23 protein-coding genes, 1 tRNA gene and 2 pseudogenes are annotated in these 25,492 nt (G+C 62.8%); 10 read left to right on the top strand and 16 right to left on the bottom strand.

The window, feature by feature from the left end; genetic code table 11:
* Positions 1-198: 198 nt before the first annotated feature.
* Complete coding sequence (locus IAE33_RS05640) at positions 199-2,124, top strand: transglycosylase SLT domain-containing protein (RefSeq protein ID WP_201162757.1); 1,926 nt, start codon at positions 199-201, stop codon at positions 2,122-2,124.
* 38 nt (positions 2,125-2,162) lie between these two features.
* Here IAE33_RS05640 and IAE33_RS05635 read toward each other — a convergent pair whose 3' ends face one another.
* Both IAE33_RS05635 and IAE33_RS05630 read right to left on the bottom strand, forming a co-directional pair.
* Positions 2,163-2,963, bottom strand: coding sequence for an MOSC domain-containing protein (locus IAE33_RS05635; protein ID WP_201162756.1), 801 nt, complete (start codon positions 2,961-2,963; stop codon positions 2,163-2,165).
* Between the two features lie 55 nt (positions 2,964-3,018).
* A complete protein-coding gene (locus IAE33_RS05630) occupies positions 3,019-3,954 on the bottom strand; it encodes a chemotaxis protein CheV (protein WP_060482173.1) in 936 nt (311 codons plus the stop codon).
* Positions 3,955-4,303: 349 nt separating this feature from the next.
* On the opposite strand from IAE33_RS05630, the pseudogene IAE33_RS05625 reads away from it, so the two are divergent.
* The 3 genes and pseudogenes from IAE33_RS05625 to IAE33_RS05615 all read left to right on the top strand — a co-directional run.
* Positions 4,304-4,714 (top strand): annotated as a pseudogene (locus tag IAE33_RS05625) (histidine kinase); the annotation flags it as partial.
* Positions 4,715-5,068: 354 nt separating this feature from the next.
* A complete protein-coding gene (locus tag IAE33_RS05620) occupies positions 5,069-5,965 on the top strand; it encodes a sensor histidine kinase (protein WP_060482172.1) in 897 nt (298 codons plus the stop codon).
* Entirely contained in the window at positions 5,955-6,614 is a 660-nt protein-coding gene (locus tag IAE33_RS05615; RefSeq protein ID WP_201162755.1) for a response regulator, read from the top strand. The genes IAE33_RS05620 and IAE33_RS05615 overlap by 11 nt, the downstream gene beginning before the upstream one ends.
* Here the strand turns inward: IAE33_RS05615 and yegS are convergent.
* From yegS to moaB, 3 genes are all read right to left on the bottom strand, one after another.
* Positions 6,598-7,485: a lipid kinase YegS gene (gene yegS, locus IAE33_RS05610; RefSeq protein WP_201162754.1), complete on the bottom strand. Its 888-nt coding sequence runs from the start codon at positions 7,483-7,485 to the stop codon at positions 6,598-6,600. The genes IAE33_RS05615 and yegS overlap by 17 nt on opposite strands.
* Before the next feature lie 102 nt (positions 7,486-7,587).
* Entirely contained in the window at positions 7,588-8,814 is a 1,227-nt protein-coding gene (locus IAE33_RS05605) for a molybdopterin molybdotransferase MoeA (RefSeq protein ID WP_201162753.1), read from the bottom strand.
* Positions 8,798-9,337, bottom strand: a complete 540-nt coding sequence (gene moaB, locus IAE33_RS05600; protein WP_201162752.1) for a molybdenum cofactor biosynthesis protein B — start codon at positions 9,335-9,337, stop codon at positions 8,798-8,800. Before moaB ends, IAE33_RS05605 begins: the two co-directional genes overlap by 17 nt.
* A gap of 186 nt (positions 9,338-9,523) precedes the next feature.
* Between moaB and IAE33_RS05595 the strand changes: the two genes are divergently transcribed.
* Complete coding sequence (locus IAE33_RS05595; protein WP_201162751.1) at positions 9,524-9,745, top strand: YgdI/YgdR family lipoprotein; 222 nt, start codon at positions 9,524-9,526, stop codon at positions 9,743-9,745.
* An 81-nt stretch (positions 9,746-9,826) separates the two neighbouring features.
* Positions 9,827-9,903, top strand: a tRNA-Pro gene (locus IAE33_RS05590).
* Positions 9,904-9,969: 66 nt separating this feature from the next.
* On the opposite strand, the gene IAE33_RS24880 is transcribed toward IAE33_RS05590, so the two are convergent.
* From IAE33_RS24880 to IAE33_RS05580, 3 genes and pseudogenes are all read right to left on the bottom strand, one after another.
* Entirely contained in the window at positions 9,970-10,674 is a 705-nt protein-coding gene (locus IAE33_RS24880; RefSeq protein ID WP_428829799.1) for a methyl-accepting chemotaxis protein, read from the bottom strand.
* A gap of 228 nt (positions 10,675-10,902) precedes the next feature.
* Positions 10,903-11,013 (bottom strand): annotated as a pseudogene (locus IAE33_RS24875) (hypothetical protein); the annotation flags it as partial.
* 764 nt (positions 11,014-11,777) lie between these two features.
* Entirely contained in the window at positions 11,778-13,538 is a 1,761-nt protein-coding gene (locus tag IAE33_RS05580; protein ID WP_201162749.1) for an ABC transporter transmembrane domain-containing protein, read from the bottom strand.
* A gap of 212 nt (positions 13,539-13,750) precedes the next feature.
* Between IAE33_RS05580 and IAE33_RS05575 the strand changes: the two genes are divergently transcribed.
* Positions 13,751-13,927 carry a PA1571 family protein gene (locus IAE33_RS05575; RefSeq protein WP_169338807.1) on the top strand — a complete coding sequence of 59 codons (177 nt, stop codon included), beginning with the start codon at positions 13,751-13,753 and terminating at the stop codon, positions 13,925-13,927.
* Between the two features lie 87 nt (positions 13,928-14,014).
* On the opposite strand, the gene pdxB is transcribed toward IAE33_RS05575, so the two are convergent.
* From pdxB to rlmM, 3 genes are all read right to left on the bottom strand, one after another.
* Entirely contained in the window at positions 14,015-15,157 is a 1,143-nt protein-coding gene (pdxB, locus tag IAE33_RS05570; protein WP_201162748.1) for a 4-phosphoerythronate dehydrogenase PdxB, read from the bottom strand.
* A gap of 60 nt (positions 15,158-15,217) precedes the next feature.
* Positions 15,218-15,460, bottom strand: coding sequence for a sulfurtransferase TusA (gene tusA, locus IAE33_RS05565; RefSeq protein ID WP_060482166.1), 243 nt, complete (start codon positions 15,458-15,460; stop codon positions 15,218-15,220).
* A 136-nt stretch (positions 15,461-15,596) separates the two neighbouring features.
* Positions 15,597-16,664: a 23S rRNA (cytidine(2498)-2'-O)-methyltransferase RlmM gene (gene rlmM, locus IAE33_RS05560; protein ID WP_201162746.1), complete on the bottom strand. Its 1,068-nt coding sequence runs from the start codon at positions 16,662-16,664 to the stop codon at positions 15,597-15,599.
* A 225-nt stretch (positions 16,665-16,889) separates the two neighbouring features.
* Here rlmM and acnA point away from each other — a divergent pair, with 225 nt between their 5' ends.
* Both acnA and IAE33_RS05550 read left to right on the top strand, forming a co-directional pair.
* Entirely contained in the window at positions 16,890-19,631 is a 2,742-nt protein-coding gene (gene acnA, locus IAE33_RS05555; protein ID WP_201162744.1) for an aconitate hydratase AcnA, read from the top strand.
* 243 nt (positions 19,632-19,874) lie between these two features.
* Positions 19,875-21,440, top strand: coding sequence for a methyl-accepting chemotaxis protein (locus IAE33_RS05550; protein WP_201162742.1), 1,566 nt, complete (start codon positions 19,875-19,877; stop codon positions 21,438-21,440).
* A gap of 43 nt (positions 21,441-21,483) precedes the next feature.
* Here the strand turns inward: IAE33_RS05550 and IAE33_RS05545 are convergent, their stop codons facing one another.
* From IAE33_RS05545 to IAE33_RS05525, 5 genes are all read right to left on the bottom strand, one after another.
* Positions 21,484-22,368: a pseudouridine synthase gene (locus IAE33_RS05545; RefSeq protein WP_060482162.1), complete on the bottom strand. Its 885-nt coding sequence runs from the start codon at positions 22,366-22,368 to the stop codon at positions 21,484-21,486.
* A gap of 51 nt (positions 22,369-22,419) precedes the next feature.
* Positions 22,420-22,728, bottom strand: a complete 309-nt coding sequence (locus IAE33_RS05540; protein WP_060482161.1) for a hypothetical protein — start codon at positions 22,726-22,728, stop codon at positions 22,420-22,422.
* A gap of 65 nt (positions 22,729-22,793) precedes the next feature.
* Positions 22,794-23,225 carry a D-Ala-D-Ala carboxypeptidase family metallohydrolase gene (locus IAE33_RS05535; protein WP_201162740.1) on the bottom strand — a complete coding sequence of 144 codons (432 nt, stop codon included), beginning with the start codon at positions 23,223-23,225 and terminating at the stop codon, positions 22,794-22,796.
* Between the two features lie 108 nt (positions 23,226-23,333).
* A complete protein-coding gene (locus tag IAE33_RS05530; RefSeq protein WP_060482159.1) occupies positions 23,334-23,573 on the bottom strand; it encodes a glutaredoxin family protein in 240 nt (79 codons plus the stop codon).
* A 70-nt stretch (positions 23,574-23,643) separates the two neighbouring features.
* Complete coding sequence (locus IAE33_RS05525) at positions 23,644-24,852, bottom strand: ammonium transporter (RefSeq protein WP_201162738.1); 1,209 nt, start codon at positions 24,850-24,852, stop codon at positions 23,644-23,646.
* Between the two features lie 318 nt (positions 24,853-25,170).
* Here IAE33_RS05525 and IAE33_RS05520 point away from each other — a divergent pair, with 318 nt between their 5' ends.
* The gene (locus IAE33_RS05520; protein WP_201162736.1) at positions 25,171-25,485 is read left to right on the top strand and encodes a DUF883 family protein; all 315 of its coding nucleotides are present in this window, start codon (positions 25,171-25,173) and stop codon (positions 25,483-25,485) included.
* Positions 25,486-25,492 lie beyond the last annotated feature (7 nt).

The following is a 25,492-nucleotide window of genomic DNA, read 5'->3' as shown; positions in this document are numbered from 1 at the left end:
CATTCTACCTGACTTGGCGGTTGGCCGACATCCGAATGCCCCTGCGCCAGCCCCCAGACGACACCTGGTCGAACTTAATATCCCGATACAAGCACAGTGCTTTCACCCACCGCCGGCAAACGGCTAAGCTAGGGCCATAGCTTCCGACAGTGCTGGCTCCGCCTTCACTTCCCCATGGTTCAACTGCCCGGACGTATCATGCGCAGCCGCCTGTTACAAATTGCTTCCTGCCTGTTGCTCACTGCTGCCACCTGCACGGCCCAGGCCACCGACATTACCGTGCAACGCCAGTACTTCGATGAGGCCAAGCGCGCCCTGGCCAAGGGCGACAAAGGCCCGTACCTGCGTTATGCCGATGCCTTGAGCGATTACCCGCTCACGCCTTACCTCGCCTATGACGAACTCACCGCGCGCCTGAAAACCGCCAGCAACGAGGAAATCGAGCAGTTCCTGGCCAAACACGGCGACCTGCCCCAGGCCAACTGGATGAAACTGCGCTGGTTACGCTGGCTGGCCGAGCGCGGCGAATGGCAGCCCTTCGTCAAATACTACGACCCCAAGCTCAACTTCACCGAACTGGATTGCCTGAACGGCCAGTACCAGCTCAGCCATGGCCTGCGCGCCGAGGGCTTTGCCACCGCCGACAAACTGTGGAGCGTCGGCAAATCGCAGCCCGCGGCCTGCGATACCTTGTTCGCCATGTGGGCAGCAGAGGGCCAGCTCACCGAAGCCAAGCGCTGGGAGCGCACCAAGCTGGCCGCACAGGTGCGCAATTACGCACTGGCCAACAACCTGGTCAAGACCCTCACCACCCTGGGCCCACAAGGGCGGTTGCTGGTGGATGTGGCGCAAAAACCCGAACTGCTCAACCAGCCGTCACGCTTTGCCCCGGCCGACGACGCCATGTCCGACGTGGTCAGCCTTGGCCTGCGCCGGCTCGCCCGGCAAGACCCCGAGCGGGCCATGGCATTGCTCGACGACTATGCCCAGCGCATGCACTTCTCCCGCGACGAAAAGGTCGCCATCGCCCGGGAAATCGGCTTGACCCTGGCCCGCCGCTACGACCCCCGCGCGCTGGACCTGATGACCCGCTACGACCCGGAACTGCGTGACGACACGGTCAGCGAATGGCGCTTGCGCCTGCTGCTGCGCCTTGGCCGCTGGGAGGATGCCTACCAGCTGACCAAGCGCCTGCCCAAGGACCTGGCCCAGAGCAGCCGCTGGAAGTACTGGCAGGCACGCAGCCTGGAGCTTGCGCAACCCAACAACCCGCAGGTTCCACTGCTGTACAAGAACGTGTCCCGTGAGCGCGACTTCTACGGGTTCCTCGCCGCAGACCGCGCTCAAACGCCGTATCAACTGAACAACAAGCCGCTGGCCCTCAGCCCGCAGCTGGTCAACAAGGTTCGCAACACCCCTGGGATCCGCCGAGCGCTGGAGTTCCATGCCCGGGGGCAGATCGTCGAAGGCCGGCGCGAGTGGTACCACGTCAGCCGGCACTTCAACCGTGACGAAATGGTCGCGCAGGCGCGCCTTGGCTACGACTTGCGCTGGTACTTCCCGGCCATTCGCACCATCAGCCAGGCCAAGTACTGGGATGACCTGGACATTCGCTTCCCCATGGCCCACCGCGACACCCTGGTGCGCGAGGCCAAGGTGCGCGGCCTGCATTCCAGCTGGGTATTCGCTATTACCCGGCAGGAAAGCGCCTTCATGGAAGACGCGCGCTCCCCCGTGGGTGCCAGCGGGCTGATGCAGCTGATGCCCGCCACGGCGAAGGAAACCGCACGCAAGTTCAGCATCCCCCTGGCCTCCCCCGCCCAGGTGCTCAACCCGGACAAGAACATTCAGCTGGGCGCCGCCTACCTCAGCCAGGTGCACAGCCAGTTCAACGGCAACCGGGTGCTGGCCTCTGCCGCCTACAACGCAGGGCCGGGGCGCGTGCGGCAGTGGTTGAAGGGTGCCAAGCACCTGAGCTTCGATGTGTGGATAGAGTCCATCCCGTTCGATGAAACCCGTCAGTACGTGCAGAACGTGCTGTCGTACTCCGTCATCTACGGGCAGAAACTGAACGCGCCGCAGCCATTGGTTGACTGGCACGAGCGCTATTTCGACGACATGTAAGCGCCCGCCTGTGTAGCCGCGGCCCAACCGGGCCGCTGCTACAACACTTCCACTGGCATCCCCACTTCCAGGTAGCCGCAGCCGTCGGCCGCCAGGTTCTGACCGAACAACACATCGCCTTCTTTCTGGCGGAAGGTTTTCAGGGTAGTCATCGGCTCGCGGTCAGGGCTGCGCTCACCGGTGGCCGGGTCGATGGTGGTGAAGATACAGCGCACACTCGGCTTGAGTACGCGGAACTCCAGGCTACCGATGCGAATACGCTCCCAGCCATCTTCGGCAAAGGCTTCGGCGCCCTTCACCACCAGGTTCGGCCGAAACCGCAGCATCTCCATCGGGCGGCCAACCCGCTGGTTGAGGGCATCCAGGGAGGCCTGGCCAATCAGCAGAAGCGCAAAACCATCGGCAAAGGCCGCGCGGTCGGCGTTGGTGCCGTATCCATTGGGCAGGTAACGGGCTCTCTGCTCTGGGCAATGCACCAGCCGTACCTTCACGCCCAGCCACTGGCTGAGCCAGGCAGCCGCAGCGTCGCCGGCGTCCGGCACGCGGAACGTGTCACGCCACAGGGTAACCCCGCGTAAATCCACATCGGCCTCAGGTACCGGCACCTGCAACAGCGCCTGGCCGGGGGCGCGCAGCAACAGCGTGCCGTTGCCCTCGTCAATGGCCTGTAACTGCCCCAATTGTGGCCAGGCGCGCTGGGTGAGGAAGCGCCCGTTTTCTTCCTCCACCACCATCCAGCGGCGGTCACCTTGCAAACCCAGCAGCCCCACGTGCGATGAAAGCAGGCGCTGCGCCTGCCCGGACTTCACGGGGTACCGGTACAACTCACTGAGAAACATCCCTGCCGCCTCACGTCGCGTCAAACGTCAAGCTTATACCGCACTGGCCCAAGGTTCACGCTGGCGTGGTGTCCAGCAACAGACGCTGCTTGACCACATCCACCAGGCGATCCGGCTGGAACTTGGACAGGAAATTGTCGCAACCCACCTTCTTCACCATCGACTCGTTGAAGCTGCCCGACAGGGACGTGTGCAGCACCACGTAGAGCTTGCGCAGCCGTGCGTCATCGCGGATCTCGGTGGTCAGGCGGTAGCCGTCCATTTCCGGCATCTCGGCGTCGGTAAACACCATCAGCAACTTCTCGTACACATCCTCACCGGCATCTGCCCAGCCCTTGAGCATGCGCAGTGCCTTGAGGCCATCGCTCGCCACGTGCAACTTCATACCCAGCTGGGACAAGGTGTCGCGCAGCTGCGCAAGGGCAACACTGGAGTCATCCACCAGCAACACCTCGCGGCCTCGGGCCCTGGCGAGCACCGGGTCGGCCAGTTTGTCACCCGAAACCCGTGCGTTGTAAGGCACGATCTCAGCCAGTACCTTCTCGACATCGATCACCTCGACCAGTTTGTCGTCGACCTTGGTGATGGCGGTCAGGTAATGCTGGCGCCCGGCACTGGTGGGCGGCGGCATGATCGACTCCCAGTTGAGGTTGACGATGCGGTCGACGCCCCCTACCAGAAACGCCTGCACCGAGCGGTTGTATTCGGTGACGATGATGGTGCTGTCCGGCCCAGGCTGCAGAGGGCGCATGCCAATCGCCTGGGACAGGTCGATCACCGGCAAGGTTTGCCCGCGCAGGTTTACCACACCGCACACGAAGGCGTGGCGCTGAGGCATCAGGGTGAGCTTGGGCAGTTGCAGCACCTCCTGCACCTTGAAAACGTTGATCGCGAAAAGCTGGCGCCCGGCCAGCCGAAACATCAGAATTTCCAGGCGGTTCTCACCTACCAGTTGCGTACGTTGGTCTACCGTGTCGAGAATGCCAGCCATTGGAGAGCCCCCAGGCGTATTGCGAAAAAAATTGGGATATTGAAGCTGTATCGGCGGCGTCACCTGCATCTTGACCCCTGCAACGTGCTGCCCTTACCGGCGATTGATATCACTTTACCACCATGCTTAACTGCGGCCCCCCGCAGATATCACCGGCGGCATGAAAGTTCCTTCCCTGAGCCCGCCATCAGGGAAACCCCTAGTGGCAATCGGGCGCAACCTGATGTTCGCAATATCCTTTAGCCATTAATGTGACGCCATTCTCACTGCATGAATGGAGTCAGGCTTTGCTAGCTACCGTAACGGCGTGCCCGTCCCCTGCGCCTGTCCCGCGCGTGGAGACCTCGTGATGGACAGTGCCTTACCGTTCAATGACGCCCTCCAATGCTTTCTGGTGGACGCCCAGGTGCTGCTGACACGGGCACAGGAATGCCTGCACCACCTGGAACTGATTGAAAACGACCCCGATGCCTGCCACTGCCTGGATGACACCCTCGACGGGCTCGCCCGGCACGCCAATCACCTGGGGCTGCGTGAAGTGGCCTACTACACCGCCTCCCTGCACGAGGTACTTGCACCAGCCTGCCAACGTGCCTGCCTGCAGCCCGAGGCGCTGCCAGCAGCAACGGCCTGCCTGACACTGCTGGCCTGGCAGCTTGAATTGGTCGACCTGCACACGGGGCGGCTGAACCTGGACATTGGCGAACAACTGGTGCTGTTGGGCGAGCTGGCAAAGGTGGTGCAACCCGGCTGCCCAGCGACTTCACACTAAGCAGTACAAAGTTCAACTTGGCCGCTAGTAAGAGATGCTCACCGGCGATGAACTTGTAAAGTTGAATTCCGTGTTTCGGAAAGTTGCAAGGAAAGTGCGTAGAACATGGTCGATGGATGGCATTTTGCTACTCGTCATGCCCAACGCAAACAGCCTCTACCGTCAACGGCCAGCGGCGACCACCTGAATACGAAGTGGTAGTATGCGCCCCCAAAACGCTTGCAACTTGAAGAAAGGTTGAAAGATCACGTGGTTGAAAAAACATCGAAAGTACTGCGCCAAAGCCTCTGAGCTGCACTGTGCAAGGCCTCCATCAGCAATACTTCAGTGGCTTCCCTACCTATGTTCCCACGCTTGATGACTTCTTTGCGTTGCCACTCCCCGTCCGCCTTGCTGTGCTGGGCAACGGCAGTGCTGTGCCTGGCCTCGTGCGGCGCTCACCTGGCGCTTTACCTGCTTCACCAGCCCATCCCCTCAAGCCTGATGGTGCTGCAGCTGGCCACGGCGCTGTGCGCCGCGCTGCAACTGGGCGTCGGTGCCAGGTGCATCAGTTTGCGGCCTGCAGAGCTGGCAGAGCGAATGCTGAAAGTGCAGGAAACTGAACGTCAGCACCTGGGCCGGGAGCTGCATGACGACATCGGCCAGCTGTTGACTGCAGCCAAGTTGCAACTGCAATGGCTGCAGCGGCGCTTGCCCTCCGAGTTGCAAAGCCATTGTGACGCCCTGCGCAGTACACTGGACGACACCTTGGGCAACGTGCGCGATGTTTCTGCACTTCTGAACCCTCGGCAACTGGCCAGCCTGGGCCTTGAGGCCAGCCTGCGCGCGCACTTGGTGCGCACGTTGCGCAGCAGTGGCGTGCACTGGAGCCTGGCCTGCAAACAGCGCCTGGGGGGCATCGACGAGGTGGTCGCCATGGCGGTGTTCCGGATCACCCAGGAGGCCGTCACCAATATGCTGCGACACGCACAGGCCCGTAACCTGGTCGTCCGCCTGCAACGCACTGCGGCGGGGCTGGCGCTGTCGATTCACGACGACGGCTGCGGGTTCACCCCTGCAAAGCACCCTGCCCTGGCAGGCCAACGCGGCCTGGCCGGCATGCTGGAGCGGGTCACGGCGTTGCAGGGCAGCCTGGACATCATCAGCGAGCCAGGCCGGGGGGTACGCATAGAGGCGGTATTCCCATGGCCTGCGCGCACCCGGCAACGGGCAGGAAGAGCGGCTGCCCATGACCTGTAGACTGCTGCTGGTAGACGATCACTCGCTGATCCGTGCCGGGGTCAGAGCCTTGGTGGGCGATATACCCGGCTACGAAGTGATTGGCGAGGCCGATGACGGTAGCCAGCTGCTGGATCAGGTACGCACCCTGAACCCGGACATCATCCTGCTGGACATTTCGATGCGCTCGACCAGCGGCCTGGATGCACTCACCCAGCTACGCGCCAGCGGCAGCGCCTGCCGGGTGCTGATCCTGTCCATGCACACAGACCCGGACCTGATCATGCGCGCACTTGAAAGCGGTGCTCATGGTTACCTGCTCAAGGACACCAGCGCCACCGAGCTGGAACAGGCCCTGGGGGCGGTGCGCAGTGGTGAGCGCTACCTCAGCCCAGCCATTGCACATACCGTGATCAACCAGGCGCTGCGGCACAGCAGGCACGGCAAGCATGCGGCGTGCGATCGCCACAACCTCACCGCCCGGCAGTTGGAAATTCTGCGCCTGATCGTGCGTGGCAAATCGACCCGCGAAATAGCAGCCGGCCTTGGTCTTTCGATCAAGACCGTGGAAACCCACCGTTCACAAGTGATGAAACGCCTGCAGATTCATGACGTGGCCGGGCTGGTGCTGTTTGCCGTGCGGGAGAAAATTATCAGCCTGGATGACTGAGCAGCGGCGAGGCACTGGGCAGGTGCAGGCGCAAGGCCGCGGGTTTGGCTGCAAAGCGCAGGCTGTCTGCCTTCAGGGGCTCACCGTCCAGGTTGATGTCCAGCCCCTGGGAACTCTTCACCTCCACCCACGGCAGCCTCGCCCTGATGAACAACCCTTCGCCCCCGAAAAGATCACGCAGGGCGCCCACCACCTCGGTGGGTGCTGGCAGGATGGCGATATCCAGCAGGCCGTCATTGACCACCGCTTCGGGGCATAGCACCTGCCCCCCGCCGGCTTGACGGCCATTGCCGATACCGAGGGCCAGCAAATCCCCTTGCCAGTGGAAATCCGGCCCTTGCAGTTCGACGGACGCGGCTTGCAGCTCACTGAACCGCGATAACCCGGTAAACAGATAGGCTGCAGCGCCGAGCACCTTTTTCAGGTCCTCAGAGGTGCTGGCCGTGACCTGGCTGCCAAAGCCACCGGTCGCCATGTTCAGAAACAGCTGCTCGCCTACCTGGCCCAGGTCAATTGCCTGGGCAGGCTGGTTGAGCAGGGCCAGTGCGGCAGCAGGTTCCAGGGGGATACCGGCAGCCTTGGCAAAATCATTCGCGGTACCCAGCGGCAACAGCGCGAGGCTCGCCTGCGTGCCCGCCAGCCCCATGGCTTCAGCCACGTCGCGCAAGGTGCCATCGCCACCACCTGCAAGGATGTGCGGGTAACCTGCTGCCAGCGCTTCGCCGACCAGGCGCTGGGCATCGCCACCCTCCCAGGTCACCCTGACATCCAACTGCCAGCCCGTGTCCCGCAGGGCATGCACGGCACTGCGCAGCTCTTCGTTCATCGCCTGCTTGCCGTGCAGGATCAGCATCGCCTTGCGCCCTAGCATGAAGGTGTCTCCGTGAAATTGACCAACCCAGATCTCGACCATTCGCAGCGCATATTCGTTGCATGCACCCCCGAAAATAGCGGGTGCAGGCACCGAGGCCGCTCAGCCGAGCAATTCGCTGAAAGGAATGAACCGTACGCTGTCGCCCTGCTTCGGTGTGGTGCCCTCAAGCACCTCGACCAGGCCCTCAGCCCACACTGCGCTGCGCAGCACACCTGAACTCTGGTTTTTGTAGATACGCACCTGGCCTTGCTCGATGCGCGCACGCAGGTACTCCCGGCGGTTACCAGGCTTGGGCCAGTCGAAGCCGGCCGGCATGGGGAAACTCAACGGGGTCACATCGGCAACCCCTTGCCGGCGGAGCAGGTAAGGCCTGGCCAGCAGGCCGAAGGTGACCAGGGTGGAGGCCGGGTTACCCGGCAGGCCGATCACCGGCACACCCTGGAAATAGCCGAACGTGAGCGGCTTGCCCGGTTTGATTGCCAGCTTCCACAGCGCCAATTCACCGGCCTCGCGCAGGGCAGCGCCCAGGTAGTCCGCCTCACCGACAGACACCCCACCGGTGGACAAGATCAGGTCGACATCCCTCAGGTCTGCGAGGCAGGCTCGCGTGCGCGCCAGGTCATCGGGCAGGATGCCAGCATCTACCACGTCACAGCCCAAGCGCAGCAACCAGCTGAGCAACAGTTGGCGGTTGCTGTTGTAGATCTGCCCAGGCCCCAGCGGCAGGCCAGGCTCGACCAGCTCGTCACCTGTAGACAGCACGGCAACGCGCACTTTGCGCACCACATCCAGGTGCCCGTGCCCCAATGTGGCAGCAAGGCCCAACTCGATCGGCCCCAGCCGAGTGCCGGCAGCCATCACCTGCTCGCCCTTGCGGGTTTCCTGGCCTTGGGGACGAATATTCTGCTGAGGGCTCAAAGCCTGCAGGAAGGTGACACGGCCGTCATCGCCAAGCGCGGCATTTTCCTGCATTTCCACACAGTCGGCGCCCTGCGGCACGGGTGCCCCGGTAAAAATGCGCGCACAAGTGCCTGGTTGCAATGGCTGCGGTGCATGGCCGGCAAAAATCCGCTGGCTGACGGGTAGCGGCTGGCCCTGCCAGTCAGCCATGCGCAATGCGTACCCGTCCATGGCACTGTTGGGCCAAGGTGGCAGGTCGAGGGACGCCACCAGGTCCGTTGCCAGCACCCTGCCCTGTGCTTCGGCCAGTGCAACGGTCTGCACTTCGCGCAGCGGCGCAGCATCGGCCAGCGCCAGCAAATGGTCGAGGGCCTGCTCCACCGGCATCAGCGCGCTGGCCTGAATCGCCTCAACCACGGCTTTCACAGGCCGCTGCCTGCTTCAGGTGGGGGACAAAATTGCACGGGCGATGCCGCGCATCAAGCTGCTCGGCCAGGATGCCGTCCCAGCCTGTGCGCACGGCATTGGTCGAGCCAGGCAAGCAGCACACCAGGGTGCCATTGGCAAGGCCGGCCAGGGCCCGGGACTGCACCGTCGATGTCCCGATATCAGCCACTGATATCTGGCGGAACAGCTCGCCAAAACCCTCTACCTGCTTGTCGAGCAGGCAGGTGACCGCCTCTGGGGTGCTATCCCTGCCGGTGAAGCCGGTACCGCCGGTGATCAGCACCACTTGTACCTGGTCATCGGCGATCCAGGTGGCCACCTGCGCACGGATCTTGTACAGGTCGTCCTTGAGCAGCACGCGTTCGGCCAGACGGTGGCCTGCAGCGCTCAGCCGGTCAACGAAGACCTGGCCAGAGGTATCGGTGTCGAAGGTACGGGTATCGCTGACGGTGAGCACAGCAATGTTCAGCGGTACAAAGGGGGTATCTGCCTTGGCTCTCATGGGTATCCATCACAAGTACATGCAATGGCCGCAGTTATATCACAGCCCATGCGCCGACAGAGGATGTGCCCCGCGCTTGCGCTGGATCAAGCAACGGCATTGCCGTTATGCTGCACTTGAAAGGAACTTGCACTAACGTCCCGCGTCTTAACTGTCATCTTGCACCATCGCACTTGGAGAACCACGATGATCAAACGGACCCTTCCCGCCTTCCTGCTCGCTGCGGGCATGACCGCCCTCGCAGGCTGCTCGACCCCATCGGTCATTACGCTGAACGACGGCCGCGAAATTCAGGCCGTGGACAAACCGTCCTACGATGAAGACTCCGGCTTCTACGAATTCGAGCAGTTGGACGGCAAGCGCATGCGCTTGAACAAAGACCAGATCCGTACCGTCAAAGAGCTCTGATCAGGCACCCGATTTTGGCAAAGCCCCTTTTAACAACAAGGGCTTGCGTGCAAAATCGGGATGCAGTAGGATTTTGTTCATCGGAGTGTAGCGCAGCCAGGTAGCGCGTCTCGTTCGGGACGAGAAGGCCGCAGGTTCGAATCCTGTCTCTCCGACCAAATCCTTGTCAAAAAGCCCGCCATGAGCGGGCTTTTTGTTGTGCCTTTTTTGTGGATTGCAACGCCTCAGGCGCTGAGCCGCGAGGTCACCTGCGCCAATTGCCCAGATAACCCATGCAGGCGCTGCCCCGCTTGCTCGGTGTGTTGCACCGCCTGTTGGTTTGCGGTCGCGATGCGGGTGATTTCGACCAGGTTGCGGGAGATGTCCTCGGCCACACTGGTCTGCTCTTCGGCGGCCGTGGCAATTTGCCTGTTCATATCGCGAATGGCCTCGACGGCCAAGGTGATGCGCCGCAGCATCTGGCCCGCCTGCTGCACTTGCTCGGCACCCTCTTCGCTGCGCTGCTGGCCGCTTTGGATGGCCTTCACCGCTTCAACCGCACCACCCTGCACGGCGTCGATAATCTGGTGGATCTCGGCAATCGAGGCAGCGGTGCGCTGCGCCAGGCTGCGCACCTCGTCCGCCACCACGGCAAAGCCACGCCCGGCCTCACCAGCCCGGGCCGCTTCGATGGCAGCGTTGAGAGCCAGCAGGTTGGTCTGCTCGGCGATACCACGGATGACCTCAAGCACTTTACCAATACGTGCGCTGTCGGTTTCCAGGTGGCGGATCACCGCCGCCGTGCCGGTGATTTCCCGGTTCACCATGCCGATGATGTCGATGGTCTGCTGCATCACCTGCTCACCCGCCTGGGCACCCTGGTCGGCGTCATCCGCTGCCCGCGCCGCCTCGGCGGCGTGCCGGGCAACTTCCTGGGCCGTGGCAGACATCTCGTGCATGGCGGTGGCGACCTGGTCGGTACGCTGGAACTGGTCTTCGGTACCGTTTGCCATCTCGCTGGCAATGTGGCGCAGCTGGCCGCTGGCGTCCTCGAGCTCGTGGGCATTGCCCTTGAGCCGGCCAACGGTCTCGGCCAGAAAATCCCGCAAGGTGTTGGCCGCCTTCGCCAGGCGCCCCAGCTCATCCTGCCGGCGGCTTTCCACGCGGCCTTCGAACCGGCCTTGGCTGAGCTGAGCGACGTAGTCGATCAGTTGCCGTATAGGCTGGACCAGGCTGCGATTCACCAGCCACAGGCTCAGCAGGCCTACCAGCAGTGTTGAGGCCAGCATCACCAGCAGGCCCAGCCAAACGGTACGTTCGGCATTGGCACTGATGACGCCGGCACGTTGGCCGGCCTCGGCACGCAACTGCTCGACTAGCTGGCTCATCTGCTCGCTGGCCGCGCGGTCTACGCCCTTCACCGCGAGGTCGCCGGCAAATGGGTCGCCCCCGGCGGCGATAAAGGCCTGACGCCCGCGCTCGTAGTCCTGCCCCAGTTGCAGGTGGCTGTCACGCAGTTGCTGCAGTGGCCCCTTCAAGCGGCTGTCACTGCGCTCGATCAATTGGTCCAGCAGTTGTTGCACCTGCTGTTCTCGCGCCTGGAACTGCTGCCAGTACTTGTCCATATCCGCAGGCTGACGCCCGCGCAGCAGCACGTTTTTCCATTCCTGCACCTGAATCTTGAACTGAAGATTGGCCTCTTCGATCATCTGGGAGGCCTGCAGTGGCCCGTCCACCAATTGGGCATAGCTACGAACGCTGGAAGACAGGAACTGAAAGGACACCAGCGCGATCAGCAACATGGCCGCCAGGCTACCGCCCAGCATCAGCAGAATCTGCACCTTGAGGGATTTGCTAAACATCATGCATCTCAAAAACAGGAAGGGAAGAAACGGCGCGCGCACGCGACACCCGTCTAGACACTCCCTGTCCCGGAAGGCAGGCCAAAAAAAAGCTGCCATCAAGCAGATAGCAGCCAGTTCGAGCACGTGCACAACAGTTGGGCAGATAGTCTCAGGCAATTACTACAAAAATATGACAACCCCGCTGCAGGCTAATCGGTGTTGAACTGCAACGAAGCCAGCCGCGCATACAGCGGGCTGGTCTCGATCAACTGGCGGTGAGTGCCCACCGCAACCACGCGGCCTTTATCGATCACTGCGATGCGGTCGGCATGCTGCACCGTCGCCAGGCGGTGGGCGATCACCAGCGTGGTCCGGCCTGCCATCAGTGCGGGGAGTGCCTGTTGAATCAGGTACTCGCTTTGCGCATCCAAGGCGCTGGTGGCCTCATCGAGCAGCAGCACCGGCGCATCCACCAACAAGGCCCGGGCTATCGCGATGCGTTGTCGCTGGCCACCGGACAGGCCGATGCCACCCTCCCCGAGGAGGGTCTGGTAACCCTGCGGCAATTGGCGGATGAACGCGTCCGCATGGGCACCCTGCGCCGCCGCTTCAACCTGCACGTCGGTGGCCTGCGGCCGGCCATAGCGGATATTCGCCGCCACCGTACCGCGAAACAGCGAGGGGTTCTGCGCCACCAGGGCGAATTGCCGGCGTAACGTGTCAGGTTCGAGCTGGTCAATTGCGATGCCATCAAGCAGGATGCGCCCCTGCTGTGGGTCATGGAAGCGCAGCAGCAAGTCGAACAGGGTGGACTTGCCAGCCCCCGAAGGCCCAACCAGCGCCACCGTCTGCCCAGGCTCGATCTCCAGGCTGAGGTGGTCAATGGCTGCCACTGCCGGGCGTGAGGGGTAGGCAAACACGATGTTGTGCAGCGCGATGCGCCCGCTCGCCCGCGCCAGGGGCAGCTGCTGTGCTGGTGCAGGGGGCTGGATCACACTGGTGGCGGCCAGCAGTTCGGCAATGCGCTCAGCCGCGCCCGCCGCCCGCTGCAGCTCGCCAATCACTTCGCTCAGCGTACCGAACGCACTCCCCACGATCAGGCTATAGAACACGAACGCCGCCAGCTCGCCGGCCGAAATGCGCCCAGCGATAACGTCCGTACCGCCTACCCACAACATCACCCCAATCGCCCCGAGCACCAGCATGATGACCAGCGTGATCAGCCAGGCTCGCTGGGCAATACGCTTGCGGGCCACCGAAAACGCCTCTTCGACAGCCTCGGCAAACTGCTCGCGGTCGTGGGCCTGATGGGTATAGGCCTGCACAGTCTTGATCTGGCCGAGGGTTTCGGCCACGTAACTGCCCACGTCCGCCACCCGGTCCTGGCTCAGGCGCGACAGGCTGCGTACCCGGCGACCGAACAACAGAATCGGGGCGAGCACCACTGGCAGCGTCACCACCACGATGCTGGTCAGTTTGGGATTGGTGATGAACAGCACAATCACCCCGCCGATCACCATCAACGCATTACGCAGGAACATGGACAGGGACGAACCGATCACCGACTGCAGCAAGGTGGTATCGGCGGTCAGCCGCGACTGTATTTCGGAGCTGCGGTTGTCTTCGAAAAACCCAGGGTGCAGCGTCAGCAGGTGGTCGAACACCGCCCGACGGATATCCGCCACACAGCGCTCGCCAATCCACGACACCAGGTAAAAGCGGCTGAACGTTCCCAACGCCAGAGCAACAACCAACGCCATGAACAGCGCGATAGTCTGGTTGAGCTGGTGCACCGACCCGGTCATGAACCCCTGATCCACCAGCAACCGTATGCCTTGCCCCATGGACAGGGTAATGGCTGCGGTCACAACCAGTGCCAGCAGCGCCAGCAGCACGCGCTGGCGGTAGGGGCGAACGAACTGCCAGGCCAGGCGCAAGGCGCGGCGTGGGCGAGCATCGGAGTGAGGCATGGGGGTTATCACAAAAAGGTGGGCCCTCCAGCCTACCACTCATCCCCCCTCATGGAACTGCCGGAGGCTGCTATAGCCTATCGATCTAACCCTGGTATGGAGCTTTTGCGCCGTATCTGTTGCACTGTGCCTGCCTGGCCCGCGAGAGGCTTGTCCCCGCCTGGTCATGGCGCAGGGTTAACCTGATTCCGTCACTGAAGAGGAGACCATGCATGAACGTGCAATCCAACCACGACCACCACGCCAAGCCTGGGTGCGCACCGCAGCAAAAGGTTGCCGGCGCCCTGATCGACGCACAGGGGCGTGAGGTACCCATCACCGAGCAGATGATCCAGCAGGCCTGCAAAGCCTTGGAAGAAAGCCGGGTGGAGCGCGTACGCAAGGACTGATTGGCGAATTTCCTGTAACCCGGCACCTGTGCCGGGTTTTTTTCGCCCGCTAGATGGCGTTGTTCGCCAACCCCTGCTCGGCTGTTTTCAAACCAGCCTTGCGCCCAACGCCCCTACCATCTGCACCAATTGCGGCGAGTCTCCACGTACATGAACGGCCAGGCCCTCGATTTCACGACGCGGCGGGTAGTGCTTGCGCAGCTGGTCGAACGCTGCCCGTTGCCGTTGGCTGTCGTCACTGAGGCTGCGGCGCAAATCCGCATCGTCGCGGCGTGGGTCATAGACCGCACGGCACAGGGTAGCCAGTGCCCATTGCAGATCCGCACCGGCATCCAGCTCGATCTGCGCCAGTGGCGGGCGTGGCAGCAGGTCGGCTAGCGCCACCTGCTCATCAACGCCCAAATAGCGGCACAGCGCCTGGTAGATCTGTGCGGTACCGCGCTGGCGGCCATCGAGGCTGTAGCCTGCGATATGCGGGGTGGCCAGCGTGCACAGGTCGGCCAATGGCAGGTCGACCTCCGGCTCCCCTTCCCACACGTCCAATACAGCGTGCACATCGGCACGCGCGTTCAGCAGTTCGCGCAAGGCTGCATTGTCGATGACGGGCCCGCGGCTGGCATTGAGCACCCAGGCACCGGGGCGCAGGCGGGCCAGTTGCGGCTGGCCGAGCAGATGCCAGGTAGGGCAACCCCCGCCGCGCTGCAGGGGCGTATGCAGGCTGATCACATCGCAGTGTTCCAGGATGGCATCAAGGCTGACGTAATCACCGCCCTCGGCAGCCTGGCGCGGCGGGTCGCACACCATGACCTTCCACCCCAGGCCACGTAGCACACGCACCAGCCGCCCGCCCACCTCACCGGCGCCCACCACACCGTAGACCTTGTCAGGCAGCGCAACCCCTTCGAGGTCGGCAAGTGTCAGCAGGCTGCCCAATACGTAATCCACCACGCCTCGGGCATTGCAGCCAGGGGCGCTGCTCCAGCGGATACCCGCTTGGGTGAAGTAATCGAGGTCGAGGTGGTCGGTACCAATGGTGCACGTACCCACGAAGCGCACGCGGCTGCCTTCAAGCAGTTGGCGATCCACCTTGGTGACGGAGCGTACCAGCAGAATGTCGGCATCCCTGACGCTGGCAGCATCGAGCCCCCGCCCTGGGTATCGGCGTATCTCGCCGAAGCCCTGGAAGAATGCATCGAGCAGCGGGATATTCTCGTCGGCAACTATCAGCATGGCGCTCTCCTGTCTGGGCAGCGCAGTGTAGGCGCAACGCGGGGTGTGTTCCAGAGCGCTTCAGTCGGCTTTCTTGCGGATCCAGTACAGGAAGGTGCCAGCCTCTTCCTGTTGCTGCAGCAGTTCGTGGCCAAGAAAGTTGCAGAACTTGGGGATGTCGCGGCGCGTGGAGGGGTCGGTGGCGATGACCTTGAGCAGGCCGCCTGCGGCCAGATCACGCACGTGCTGGTGCAGCATCATCACCGGTTCAGGGCAATTCAGGCCCGTGGCGTCGAGGGTGGCATCAGGGGTGAAGTCGGTCATGGAGGGCTCCGCAAAATGATTGCCATTGTCGCGCATTGTTCGGTGTGGACCAAGCTGGATGGTGCTCGCCTCGATAATGGTTTTGCCTGCGAGACCAAGCACCACCGCACAAACCAAGGCATGCCCGTGGCTGCCATCACTGGCGCGGTTTCAGATCCAACCGCCGCAAATGACACGTCACTTCCTCACGGTCATGGTAAAGCTGCTTGCAAGCAATCGACACCCTCACCTTGCTCGCCTTGAACGTCGCCTCCATCCGATCCAGCAACCGCCGCACCTCTGCATACCGCTGTTTCATCGGCAACTTGAGGTTGACTACCGCCTCCCGACACAGCCCTTCGCCTAACCACGTTTCGATCAGCGAAGTGGTCCGTGCTGGCTTCTCGACGATGTCACACACCATCCAGTCCACCGCCTGCTTCGGCCGCCAGGTGAAACCATCGGCCATCAAATGCTGCACCAACCCCGTGTCCATGAGGCTTTCTGCCATAGGCCCGTTATCGATGGCCGTGACCAGCATGCCCCGTCGCACCAGCTGATACGTCCAGCCGCCAGGCGAAGCACCCAGGTCCACCCCCGTCATGTCGTCGCCCAGGCGCTGCTCCCACTGCTCCCGCGGGATGAACTGGTGCCAGGCTTCTTCCAGCTTCAACGTCGAACGGCTGGGCGCTTCGCGGGGGAACTTCAGGCGCGGGATGCCCATTGGCCAAAGCGCGCTGTTGGCAGGCGGTGCACTACCGGCAAACACCCGTCGGCCGCTGATGAAGGTCAGCAGCAAGCGCGGGCGTGAGGTGTCCTCGACCAGCCGGCCAGCCTTCTCCAGCGCCTTGCGCAACGGCGCCTCGAACTTGCGGCAGAACGTGGACAGTTCCTTGCCGTCATTGCTGTCCAGCACTTCCAGCCAAAGGCTGCCGAACACCGGCTGGCCCGCCAGCTGCTCCAGCAGCACACTGATGCGGTCGGTTTCCGGCAACTCGATGTACCCACCACATGCCCACTGCCGCGCAAAGATCAACTGGCTGAAGCGCAGCGCGCCCATCAGCCGCTCGGCAGCGCCCGCCTCGCTACAGACGAACTCGGCGCAGGCGCCATGCGCCTTGCCCTTGGCGTAACCGGCAACGCCCACACGGGCAGCGTGTTCGCTGATCTCGGCGCACACCTCGCCCTCGAAACCGGGCCGGCAATGCATGAACAGGGTATTCATCTCTCACTCCACGACGGCTGGCGCACCCAAGGCGCCGGCAGGGCCGCGATGATAAAGGAAGTTCGGAACCTGCGACATGCCCCGCCGGTCCAGAAAAGGGTCAGGTAACGCAAACCGGACTAACCTGACCATTCAGCCAGGCCCGTGCCGTGCGGGCTGGTACACAGCGGTGCTACCGGCAACCCCTTGCGTCGTTGCCTGGCACCGGCGCAGAAGGAGTTGGCAATGCCCTCGCTCGATAGCCTGAAAACCCTCAAGCCGCTACAAGTCGGCAACCAGACCTACCACTATTTCAGCCTTGCCGAGGCCGCCCGCCAGTTGGGTGACCTGCAGCGCCTGCCCATGTCGCTGAAGGTGCTGCTGGAAAACCTGCTGCGCTGGGAAGACGGCAAAACCGTCACCCGCGACGACCTGCACGCGCTGGCCCAGTGGCTGACCGAGCGCCGCTCGGACCGCGAAATCCAATACCGCCCGGCCCGCGTGCTGATGCAGGACTTTACCGGCGTCCCGGCAGTGGTCGACCTGGCCGCCATGCGCGCGGCCATGGCCAAGGCCGGCGGCGACCCACAACGCATCAACCCGCTGTCGCCGGTGGACCTGGTCATCGACCACTCGGTGATGGTCGACCACTACGGCACTGCACAGGCTTTCGGCGAAAACGTCGACATCGAAATGCAGCGCAACGGCGAGCGCTACGCATTCCTGCGCTGGGGCCAAAGTGCCTTCGACAACTTCAGCGTGGTACCACCGGGCACCGGCATCTGCCACCAGGTCAACCTTGAATACCTGGGCCGTACGGTCTGGACCCGCGAGGCGGACGGCCGTACCTACGCGTTCCCCGACACGCTGGTGGGCACCGACTCGCACACCACCATGATCAATGGCCTGGGCGTGCTGGGCTGGGGTGTGGGCGGCATCGAAGCGGAAGCGGCGATGCTCGGCCAGCCGGTATCGATGCTGATACCGCAGGTGATTGGCTTCAAGCTGACCGGCAAGCTGCGCGAAGGCATCACCGCCACCGACCTGGTGCTGACGGTGACCCAAATGCTGCGCAAGAAAGGCGTGGTGGGCAAGTTCGTCGAATTCTACGGCGACGGCCTGGCCGAGCTGCCCCTGGCCGACCGTGCAACCATCGCCAACATGGCACCGGAATACGGCGCCACGTGCGGTTTCTTCCCGGTGGATGATGTAACCCTGGACTACCTGAGGCTGTCGGGCCGGCCGGCTGCCACCGTGGAACTGGTGGAGCACTACTGCAAGGCCCAGGGGCTGTGGCGCCTACCGGGCCAGGAACCGTTGTTCAGCGACACGCTGGCCCTGGACATGCACGATGTGGAATCCAGCCTGGCAGGGCCCAAGCGCCCTCAGGATCGGGTAGCACTGGGCCAGGTCAGCCAGGCCTTCGACCACTTCATCGAACTGCAGCCCAAACCGCTTGCTCGCGAAGTCGGGCGGTTGGAGAGCGAGGGCGGCGGCGGCGTGGCCGTTGGCAATGCTGACCAGGCCGGCGAAATCGACTACAGCCACCAGGGGCAAACCCACACGCTGCGCGACGGCGCGGTGGTCATTGCGGCCATCACCTCGTGTACCAACACGTCCAACCCCAGCGTCATGATGGCGGCAGGCCTGGTTGCCAAAAAGGCCCTGGAAAAAGGCCTGCAACGCAAGCCGTGGGTCAAGAGCTCGCTGGCCCCTGGTTCGAAGGTGGTCACGGAGTACTTCCACGCGGCCGGGCTTACGCCCTACCTCGACGAACTGGGCTTCGACCTGGTGGGCTATGGCTGCACCACCTGCATCGGTAACTCCGGGCCGCTGGACGAGCCGATTGAAAAAGCCATTGCCAACGCCGACCTGACTGTCGCCTCGGTGCTGTCGGGCAACCGCAACTTCGAAGGCAGGGTGCACCCACTGGTCAAGACCAACTGGCTGGCCTCCCCGCCCCTGGTGGTGGCCTATGCCTTGGCTGGCAGTGTGCGTGTGGACCTGACCAAGGACCCGCTGGGCACCGACAAGCATGGCCAGCCTGTCTACCTGAAGGACATCTGGCCCACCCAGCAGGAAGTGGCTGCTGCGGTAGCCAAGGTCGACACCGCGATGTTCCACAAGGAGTACGCCGAGGTGTTTGCTGGCGATGCCCAGTGGCAGGCCATCGAAGTGCCGCAGGCTGCTACCTATGTGTGGCAGGACGACTCCACCTATATCCAGCACCCGCCCTTCTTCGAGGGGATCGAGGGGCCCGCCCCGCAGATCACCGACATCCGTGGCGCACGCATACTGGCGCTGTTGGGCGACTCGGTCACCACCGACCACATCTCGCCTGCGGGCAACATCAAGGCCGACAGCCCGGCAGGGCGTTATTTGCGTGACAAAGGTGTGGAGCCCAGGGATTTCAACTCCTACGGATCGCGCCGCGGCAACCACGAAGTCATGATGCGGGGCACCTTTGCCAATATTCGCATCCGCAATGAAATGCTCGGCGGCGAGGAAGGTGGTAACACCTTGTACGTACCCACGGGTGAGAAACTGTCCATCTACGATGCCGCCATGCGTTACCAACAGGACGGCACACCGCTGGTGGTGATTGCCGGCCAGGAGTACGGCACTGGTTCCAGCCGCGACTGGGCGGCCAAGGGCACCAACCTGCTGGGGGTCAAGGCTGTGCTTGCCGAGAGCTTCGAGCGTATCCACCGCTCGAACCTGGTCGGCATGGGCGTGCTCCCTCTGCAGTTCAAGGCTGGGCACGACCGCAAGCAGCTGGGCCTCACCGGCAGGGAGCAGATCGAGCTAACCGGCCTTGAAGGCGTGCACATTCACCCCGGCATGAGCTTGCCACTGCGCATCACCCGCGAGGATGGGCAACAGCTGGACATCGAGGTGTTGTGCCGCATCGACACCCTCAATGAGGTGGAATACTTCAAGGCCGGCGGCATCCTGCATTACGTGTTGCGCCAACTCATAGCGGCGTGAAAGCAATGGCGCACCTGCGCCCTGCGCGCAGGTGCCCCTACAATCAGCGCAATGAATAGTTCACCGCGCCGTCACTTAAACGCAATAAAAAGCGCGTTATTGCGGCTATCACCTGCGAACTTTCACGTTCGGTAATTCAAGTGCGTTACTGGCGTATTGCCTTGGATCAAGCCCTGCAAATATTCCCTCAACAAAACACGCGGCGTGCCGATAGCCCTCCAAAGCCCCGCGGACATCCAAGCCATGCGTAACAACCAGCCGATTACCCAGAGAGAACGGACTTTCCCTGCCAAGCAGCGGTTGATCTCCACCACCAATGCCAAAGGCGTTATTACCTACTGCAACGATGCGTTCATCGAAATCAGCGGTTTTACCCGCGAAGAGCTGATGGGTGCGCCGCACAACCTGGTCCGTCACCCCGACGTGCCGGCCGCCGTGTTCGCCCACATGTGGCGAACCCTCAAGCAGGGCCAGCCCTGGATGGGTATCGTCAAGAACCGCTGCAAGACCGGCGACCATTACTGGGTCAATGCCTATGTCACACCGGTTTTCGAAAACAACCAGGTTGTCGGTTTCGAATCGGTCAGGGTCAAGCCGACCGCTGAGCAGATCCGCCGCGCCGAGGCGTTGTACCAGCGCATCAACCAGGGCAAACCCGCGGTCCCGCGCCGCGACCGCTGGCTGCCAGTGCTGCAGGACTGGCTGCCCTTCATTCTGATCAGCCAGATCGGCTTCCTGATTGGCATATGGCTGGGGCACTCCTGGGGCTTCGCGTTGGCCGCGGCGCTTTCCGTGCCCTTGGGCCTGCTGGGCCTGACCTGGCAGCAGCGCGGGCTCAAGCGCCTGCTGCGCCTGGCCGAACAGACCACGTCCGACCCGCTGATCGCGCAAATGTACACAGACAGCCGCGGGGTGCAGGCACGCCTGGAAATGGCCATGCTGAGCCAGGACGCACGCATGAAAACCTGCCTGACACGCCTGCAGGATACCGCCGAGCACTTGAGCGACCAGGCGCGTCAATCCGATGTATTGGCACACAAGAGCTCTTCGGGGCTGGAACGCCAGCGGGTGGAAACCGAGCAGGTTGCTGCCGCCGTCAACCAGATGGCCGCCACTACCCAGGAAGTGGCCAACCACGTGCAACGCACCGCCGATGCCACCCAGGAGGCCAACCGCCTTACTGGCCAGGGTCGGCAGATTGCGGGTGAAACCCGTGAAGCCATCGAGCGCCTGTCGGCGGCAGTTGGCGAAACCGGGCAGACCGTGACCCAGCTGGCCAAGGACAGTGACGAGATCGGCGGCGTGGTGGATGTGATCAAAGGCATTGCCGACCAGACCAACCTGCTGGCCCTCAACGCAGCCATCGAGGCAGCGCGCGCGGGTGAGATGGGGCGTGGTTTCGCGGTGGTCGCCGATGAGGTGCGCCAGTTGGCCCAGCGTACCGCCGAGTCCACTGGGCAGATCCACAGCCTGATCGCCAAGCTGCAACAGACCGCCAGCAATGCCGTCACCACCATGGAAAGCGGTCACCGTCAGGCGCAGGAGGGGGTGGATCGGGTGATGCAGGCCGACGAGGCGCTGGTGGGCATCAGTGAGGCAGTGGCCAACATCACCGACATGGCCACCCAGATTGCTGCCGCAACTGAAGAACAGACTGCCGTGGCCGACGAGATCAGCCGCAACATCAGCACCATTGCCGACCTTGCTGACCAAACAGCCGAGCAGGCGCAGCATTCGGCGCTGTTGAGCGAGGAGCTGAACACGACTGCCGGCAGCCAGTATTCGCTGGTGGAGCGGTTCAACCGCTGAGGCCTGTACGCCAGGCGCCCGTTACCGGGCGCCTTTGCAGGCGTTACCAGTCGAGTTGCAGACGGCTCTGGAAATAGCGTTCCTCGCCAGACAGCGGGTCGACAAAACGCAAGCTCTGGGCCAACAGTTTCAGCGGTTGTTGGTAGTCATCTTCGACAGTGCGCAGGTGGGGGTAAAAAGGATCGTTGCTGATACCCGCCCCCAACGCGGCCATGTGAACCCGCAGTTGGTGGGTCTTGCCAGTTACCGGGGACAGGCCGTAGCGCCATAGCCCGCCATTCTTTTCCAGCACTTCAGCCACGGTTTCGCTGTTGGCCTGCCCGTCCACCTCATGCATGCGGAAAAACGGCTCCCCGTGCTCCAGACGGCTTTTATGCACCAGCGGAAAGCTGTGCTGCGGCATGGCGGCGGCAATGGCCTGATAGCGTTTTTCGATACGCCGCTCGGGGAACAGCCGCTGGTAGGCGCTGCGGGAGTTCGGGTTGGCAGAAAACAGCACCAGGCCCGCAGTATGGCGGTCTATCCGATGCAACGGGACCAGGTTCGGGTTGTCGAGGCGGCGGATCAACCGGCGCAGCAGCGTTTGCTCCACGTATTCGCCGCCAGGCGTCACGGGCAGAAAATGCGGTTTGTCGGCCACCACAAGGTGTTCGTCAGCATGCAGCACCACTTCCTGGGCAGGAATGACCCGCTCATTGGGCACCTCGCGAAAATAATGCAGGCGCATGCCCCGCTTGTACGGCAGGCTGGCCGCTACCGGCCGCCCCTGCGCATCCAGCACCCGGCCACGGGCAAAACGGTCGAGCCACTGGCTACGGTCGATGGCCTTGAAGTGATCGCACAAGCAGTCGAGCACGGTTGCCCAGCCCCCCGGTGGCAAGCACACCGTGCTGGCTTGCTGCTGGGCGGGGTCGAAGGGCGTGGTCATGGCGTGGCTCGAAGCGGGCAAGGCCGCGCATTATCCCCCATGCTTGCGCTGTCAGCCAGCCTGGGCCAACGCCTCGCTGCGTGCCTTCAACCACCGCAACACCTGCACGGGCTCCCAGCGCCCCGGGTCGTAGAGGGCGTACAGCAGCCCCTCATAACCCACCACATCGAGGCCACGGTGGTACCCCGCACGCTGGAACAAGGCCTCGATCTCGGCAAAACAGGTATTGAAATGCACTTTGCCAAAAGGCGTGAGGTTGTCGGTCACCAGCCCTTCGAGGCGCAGCTCCAGGACAGCGTCGGCCACCCGCTCAACAGGCATGCGGTTGACGCTGTACTTCAATTGCTCGACATTGAGCATGGATTCACCTCGACACTGTATTTATATACAGCATACGAACATCCCTCCGTGGTCGTCAATGCACCCTATTGCAGGCCGGGCAGGTAACCGCTGCCCTTGCGTATGGTCAACACCTGCCGCCTTGGCGCCCCACGGCTGACTGACAGGTGCACCCACTTGTCGAACTCCAGAATCAGCTGGTCGAACCCAATGGGGCTCTCGCAGATGCGCTGTACTGTTTCACGCGGGCATACCTCGATGACCGTGAAATCGGCCGCAAGCCCCTGCACATGCTGGCTTTTGGCGGAGCCACCAATCAACGTGTTAAGGCGCTCGCTGCGGTAGCCACTGCTAATGATGATGGGGGCGTCGAACAGGGCGCGCACCTGCTCCAGGGTGTTGCACAGCAGCTTGAGGTTGTCGACCACAGGGCCTGGCGGGGTGTTGTCGAACCCGTCCCGGGCGGCTAACTGGGACACGATCATTTCCCTTAGGGTGAAGTGCGGGGTAAGCAGCATGACAGGCGATTCCGATGAAGGTTGACCAGGTCGGCACCCGTGTGCCGCCGGCCAAGCATTCACCTATCACCGCCCACTTGGAGCAGGGTCAGGGATCCTCCAGGGGCCTCATTGCTCCAGGAAAGCCACGACCTGTTCGGCATCGAATGGCCAGTGCAACTCACCCCCGTTGTCGCAGCGGCGCAACACCGGGATGACCAGCCCGTAGCGCTCGAACAGCGCCTCGTTGTCGGCAATGTCCACCAATTCGACCAACAGGCCATGGTCGACGAAAGGCATCAGCACAGCCTCCGCCACCTCGCACAGGTGGCAGCCAAGGGTGCCGAACAATTGGCATTCAGGCAGCATGGGGCGGGCTCCGTTGCATGTGCAGAACGCTATTCTAGGCCGTTAACGCTGCCCCTGCACCCAAACCTGATCAATCCTGGGTAGTGGCGCCGATGCGGTGCAGCGACAGGTCAGCCCCCTCGAATTCCTGCTCGTGGCTCAAGCGCAAGCCAAGCACGGCGCGCACCGTGCCATACACCGCAAACCCACCGGCCAGCGCCACCACCACCCCGGCCAGGGTACCCAACAGCTGGCTCCACAGGCTGACACCCCCCAAACCACCCAACGCGGTCTGGCCGAAGATGCCACACGCCACCCCACCCCAGACCCCACACAGGCCGTGCAAGGGCCACACGCCCAGTACGTCATCGATCTTCCAGCGGTTCTGCGCGGCGGTGAAGGTCCAGACGAACAGCACACCGGCCACCAGGCCGGTCGCCAGTGCACCGGCCGGGTGCATCACGTCAGAACCCGCACAGATGGCAACCAGCCCCGCCAGCGGCCCGTTATGCAGGAACCCTGGGTCATTGCGCCCGGCCAGCAGTGCCGACAAGGTGCCACCCACCATGGCCATCAGCGAGTTGATCGCCACCAGCCCGCTGACCCCTTGCAGCGTCTGAGCGCTCATCACATTGAAGCCGAACCAGCCGATGATCAGGATCCACGAGCCCAGCGCCAGGAACGGTATGCTGGAAGGCGCAAATGCCACCAGGCGGCCGTCCCGATAACGCCCACGGCGTGGCCCCAACAGCACGACTGCGGCCAATGCCAGCCAGCCGCCCATGGCATGCACCACGATGGAGCCGGCGAAATCGTGAAACGGTGCAGCAAACCGGGCCTGCAGCCAAGCCTGTACACCCAGGTTGCCATTCCAGACCATGCCTTCGAAGAACGGGTAGACGAATGCCACAATCACTGCCGTGGCGCACAACTGCGGTACAAACCGTGCCCGCTCAGCGATACCGCCCGAAATGATTGCCGGGATCGCAGCAGCAAAGGTCAGCAGAAAGAAACACTTGACCAGCGCATACCCCTGGTCAGCGGCGAGCGCAGCCGCTGGCTGGAAAAAACCTACGCCGTAGGCTATCCAGTAACCGATGAAGAAGTACACCAGCGCCGAAACGGCGAAGTCGCTGAGGATCTTTGACAATGCGTTGACCTGGTTCTTGTAACGCACCGTGCCTACTTCAAGAAACGCGAAGCCGGCGTGCATGGCCAGTACCAGAATGGCCCCCATCAGAATGAACAGGGTGTTGGAACCGTGGACCAGTGAGTCCATCGCACTGAGCGAATTTTCCATGGGTTTGGCAGACCTGCGAAAAAGCACCAGGACAGCTCATGGGGGCGCAGGCATGCACCATCACGGTGCTGGTGTGGTCCATTCGAGAAAATGGACCCGCGCTGCGAAGTTGCCCATCGCTGCTAAGGTGGCTTGGGTTAAGGTTTAGCGCCAGGGCCTCGGACGGGCGCCCCTGATCGGCGCAAACAGAGCTTGCAGCGCACCATGGCGAAGCAGCCCTCTGGCAAACCCTTAGCAAAGCTCATACCAGCTGACGCACTTGAACCTTCGGGTGTGCCATCACTCGAAGTACCATCATTGATTGACAGGGAGAGACACATGGCCAGCAAATCGGCAAAGCATGCACAAGAAGTACTGATGGCTGACTTCCAGGCCTTGGTGCGCGACACGGAAAAGTTGCTGGCCGACACTGCCAACCTGGCAGGCGACCAGGCTGACGAATTGCGTGAGCAGATCCATGAGCGTCTGGCCCAGGCCCGCGAAACCCTGTACGAGACACAGGAGTCAGTGCGTGAGCGTGGTGAAGCCGCGCTCGGCACGGCCGAACTGTATGTTCAGGAAAAGCCCTGGCACGCTATCGGCATCGCCGCTGGCGTAGGCCTGTTGATCGGTTTGCTGGCCAACCGGCGTTAAGGGGTTT

It is taken from the genome of Pseudomonas sp. S60 (assembly GCF_016647865.1).
GTDB lineage: Bacteria > Pseudomonadota > Gammaproteobacteria > Pseudomonadales > Pseudomonadaceae > Aquipseudomonas > Aquipseudomonas parafulva.
Note: the sequence above shows the minus strand (reverse complement) of the source record. Positions and strands in the feature narration are given on the sequence as shown.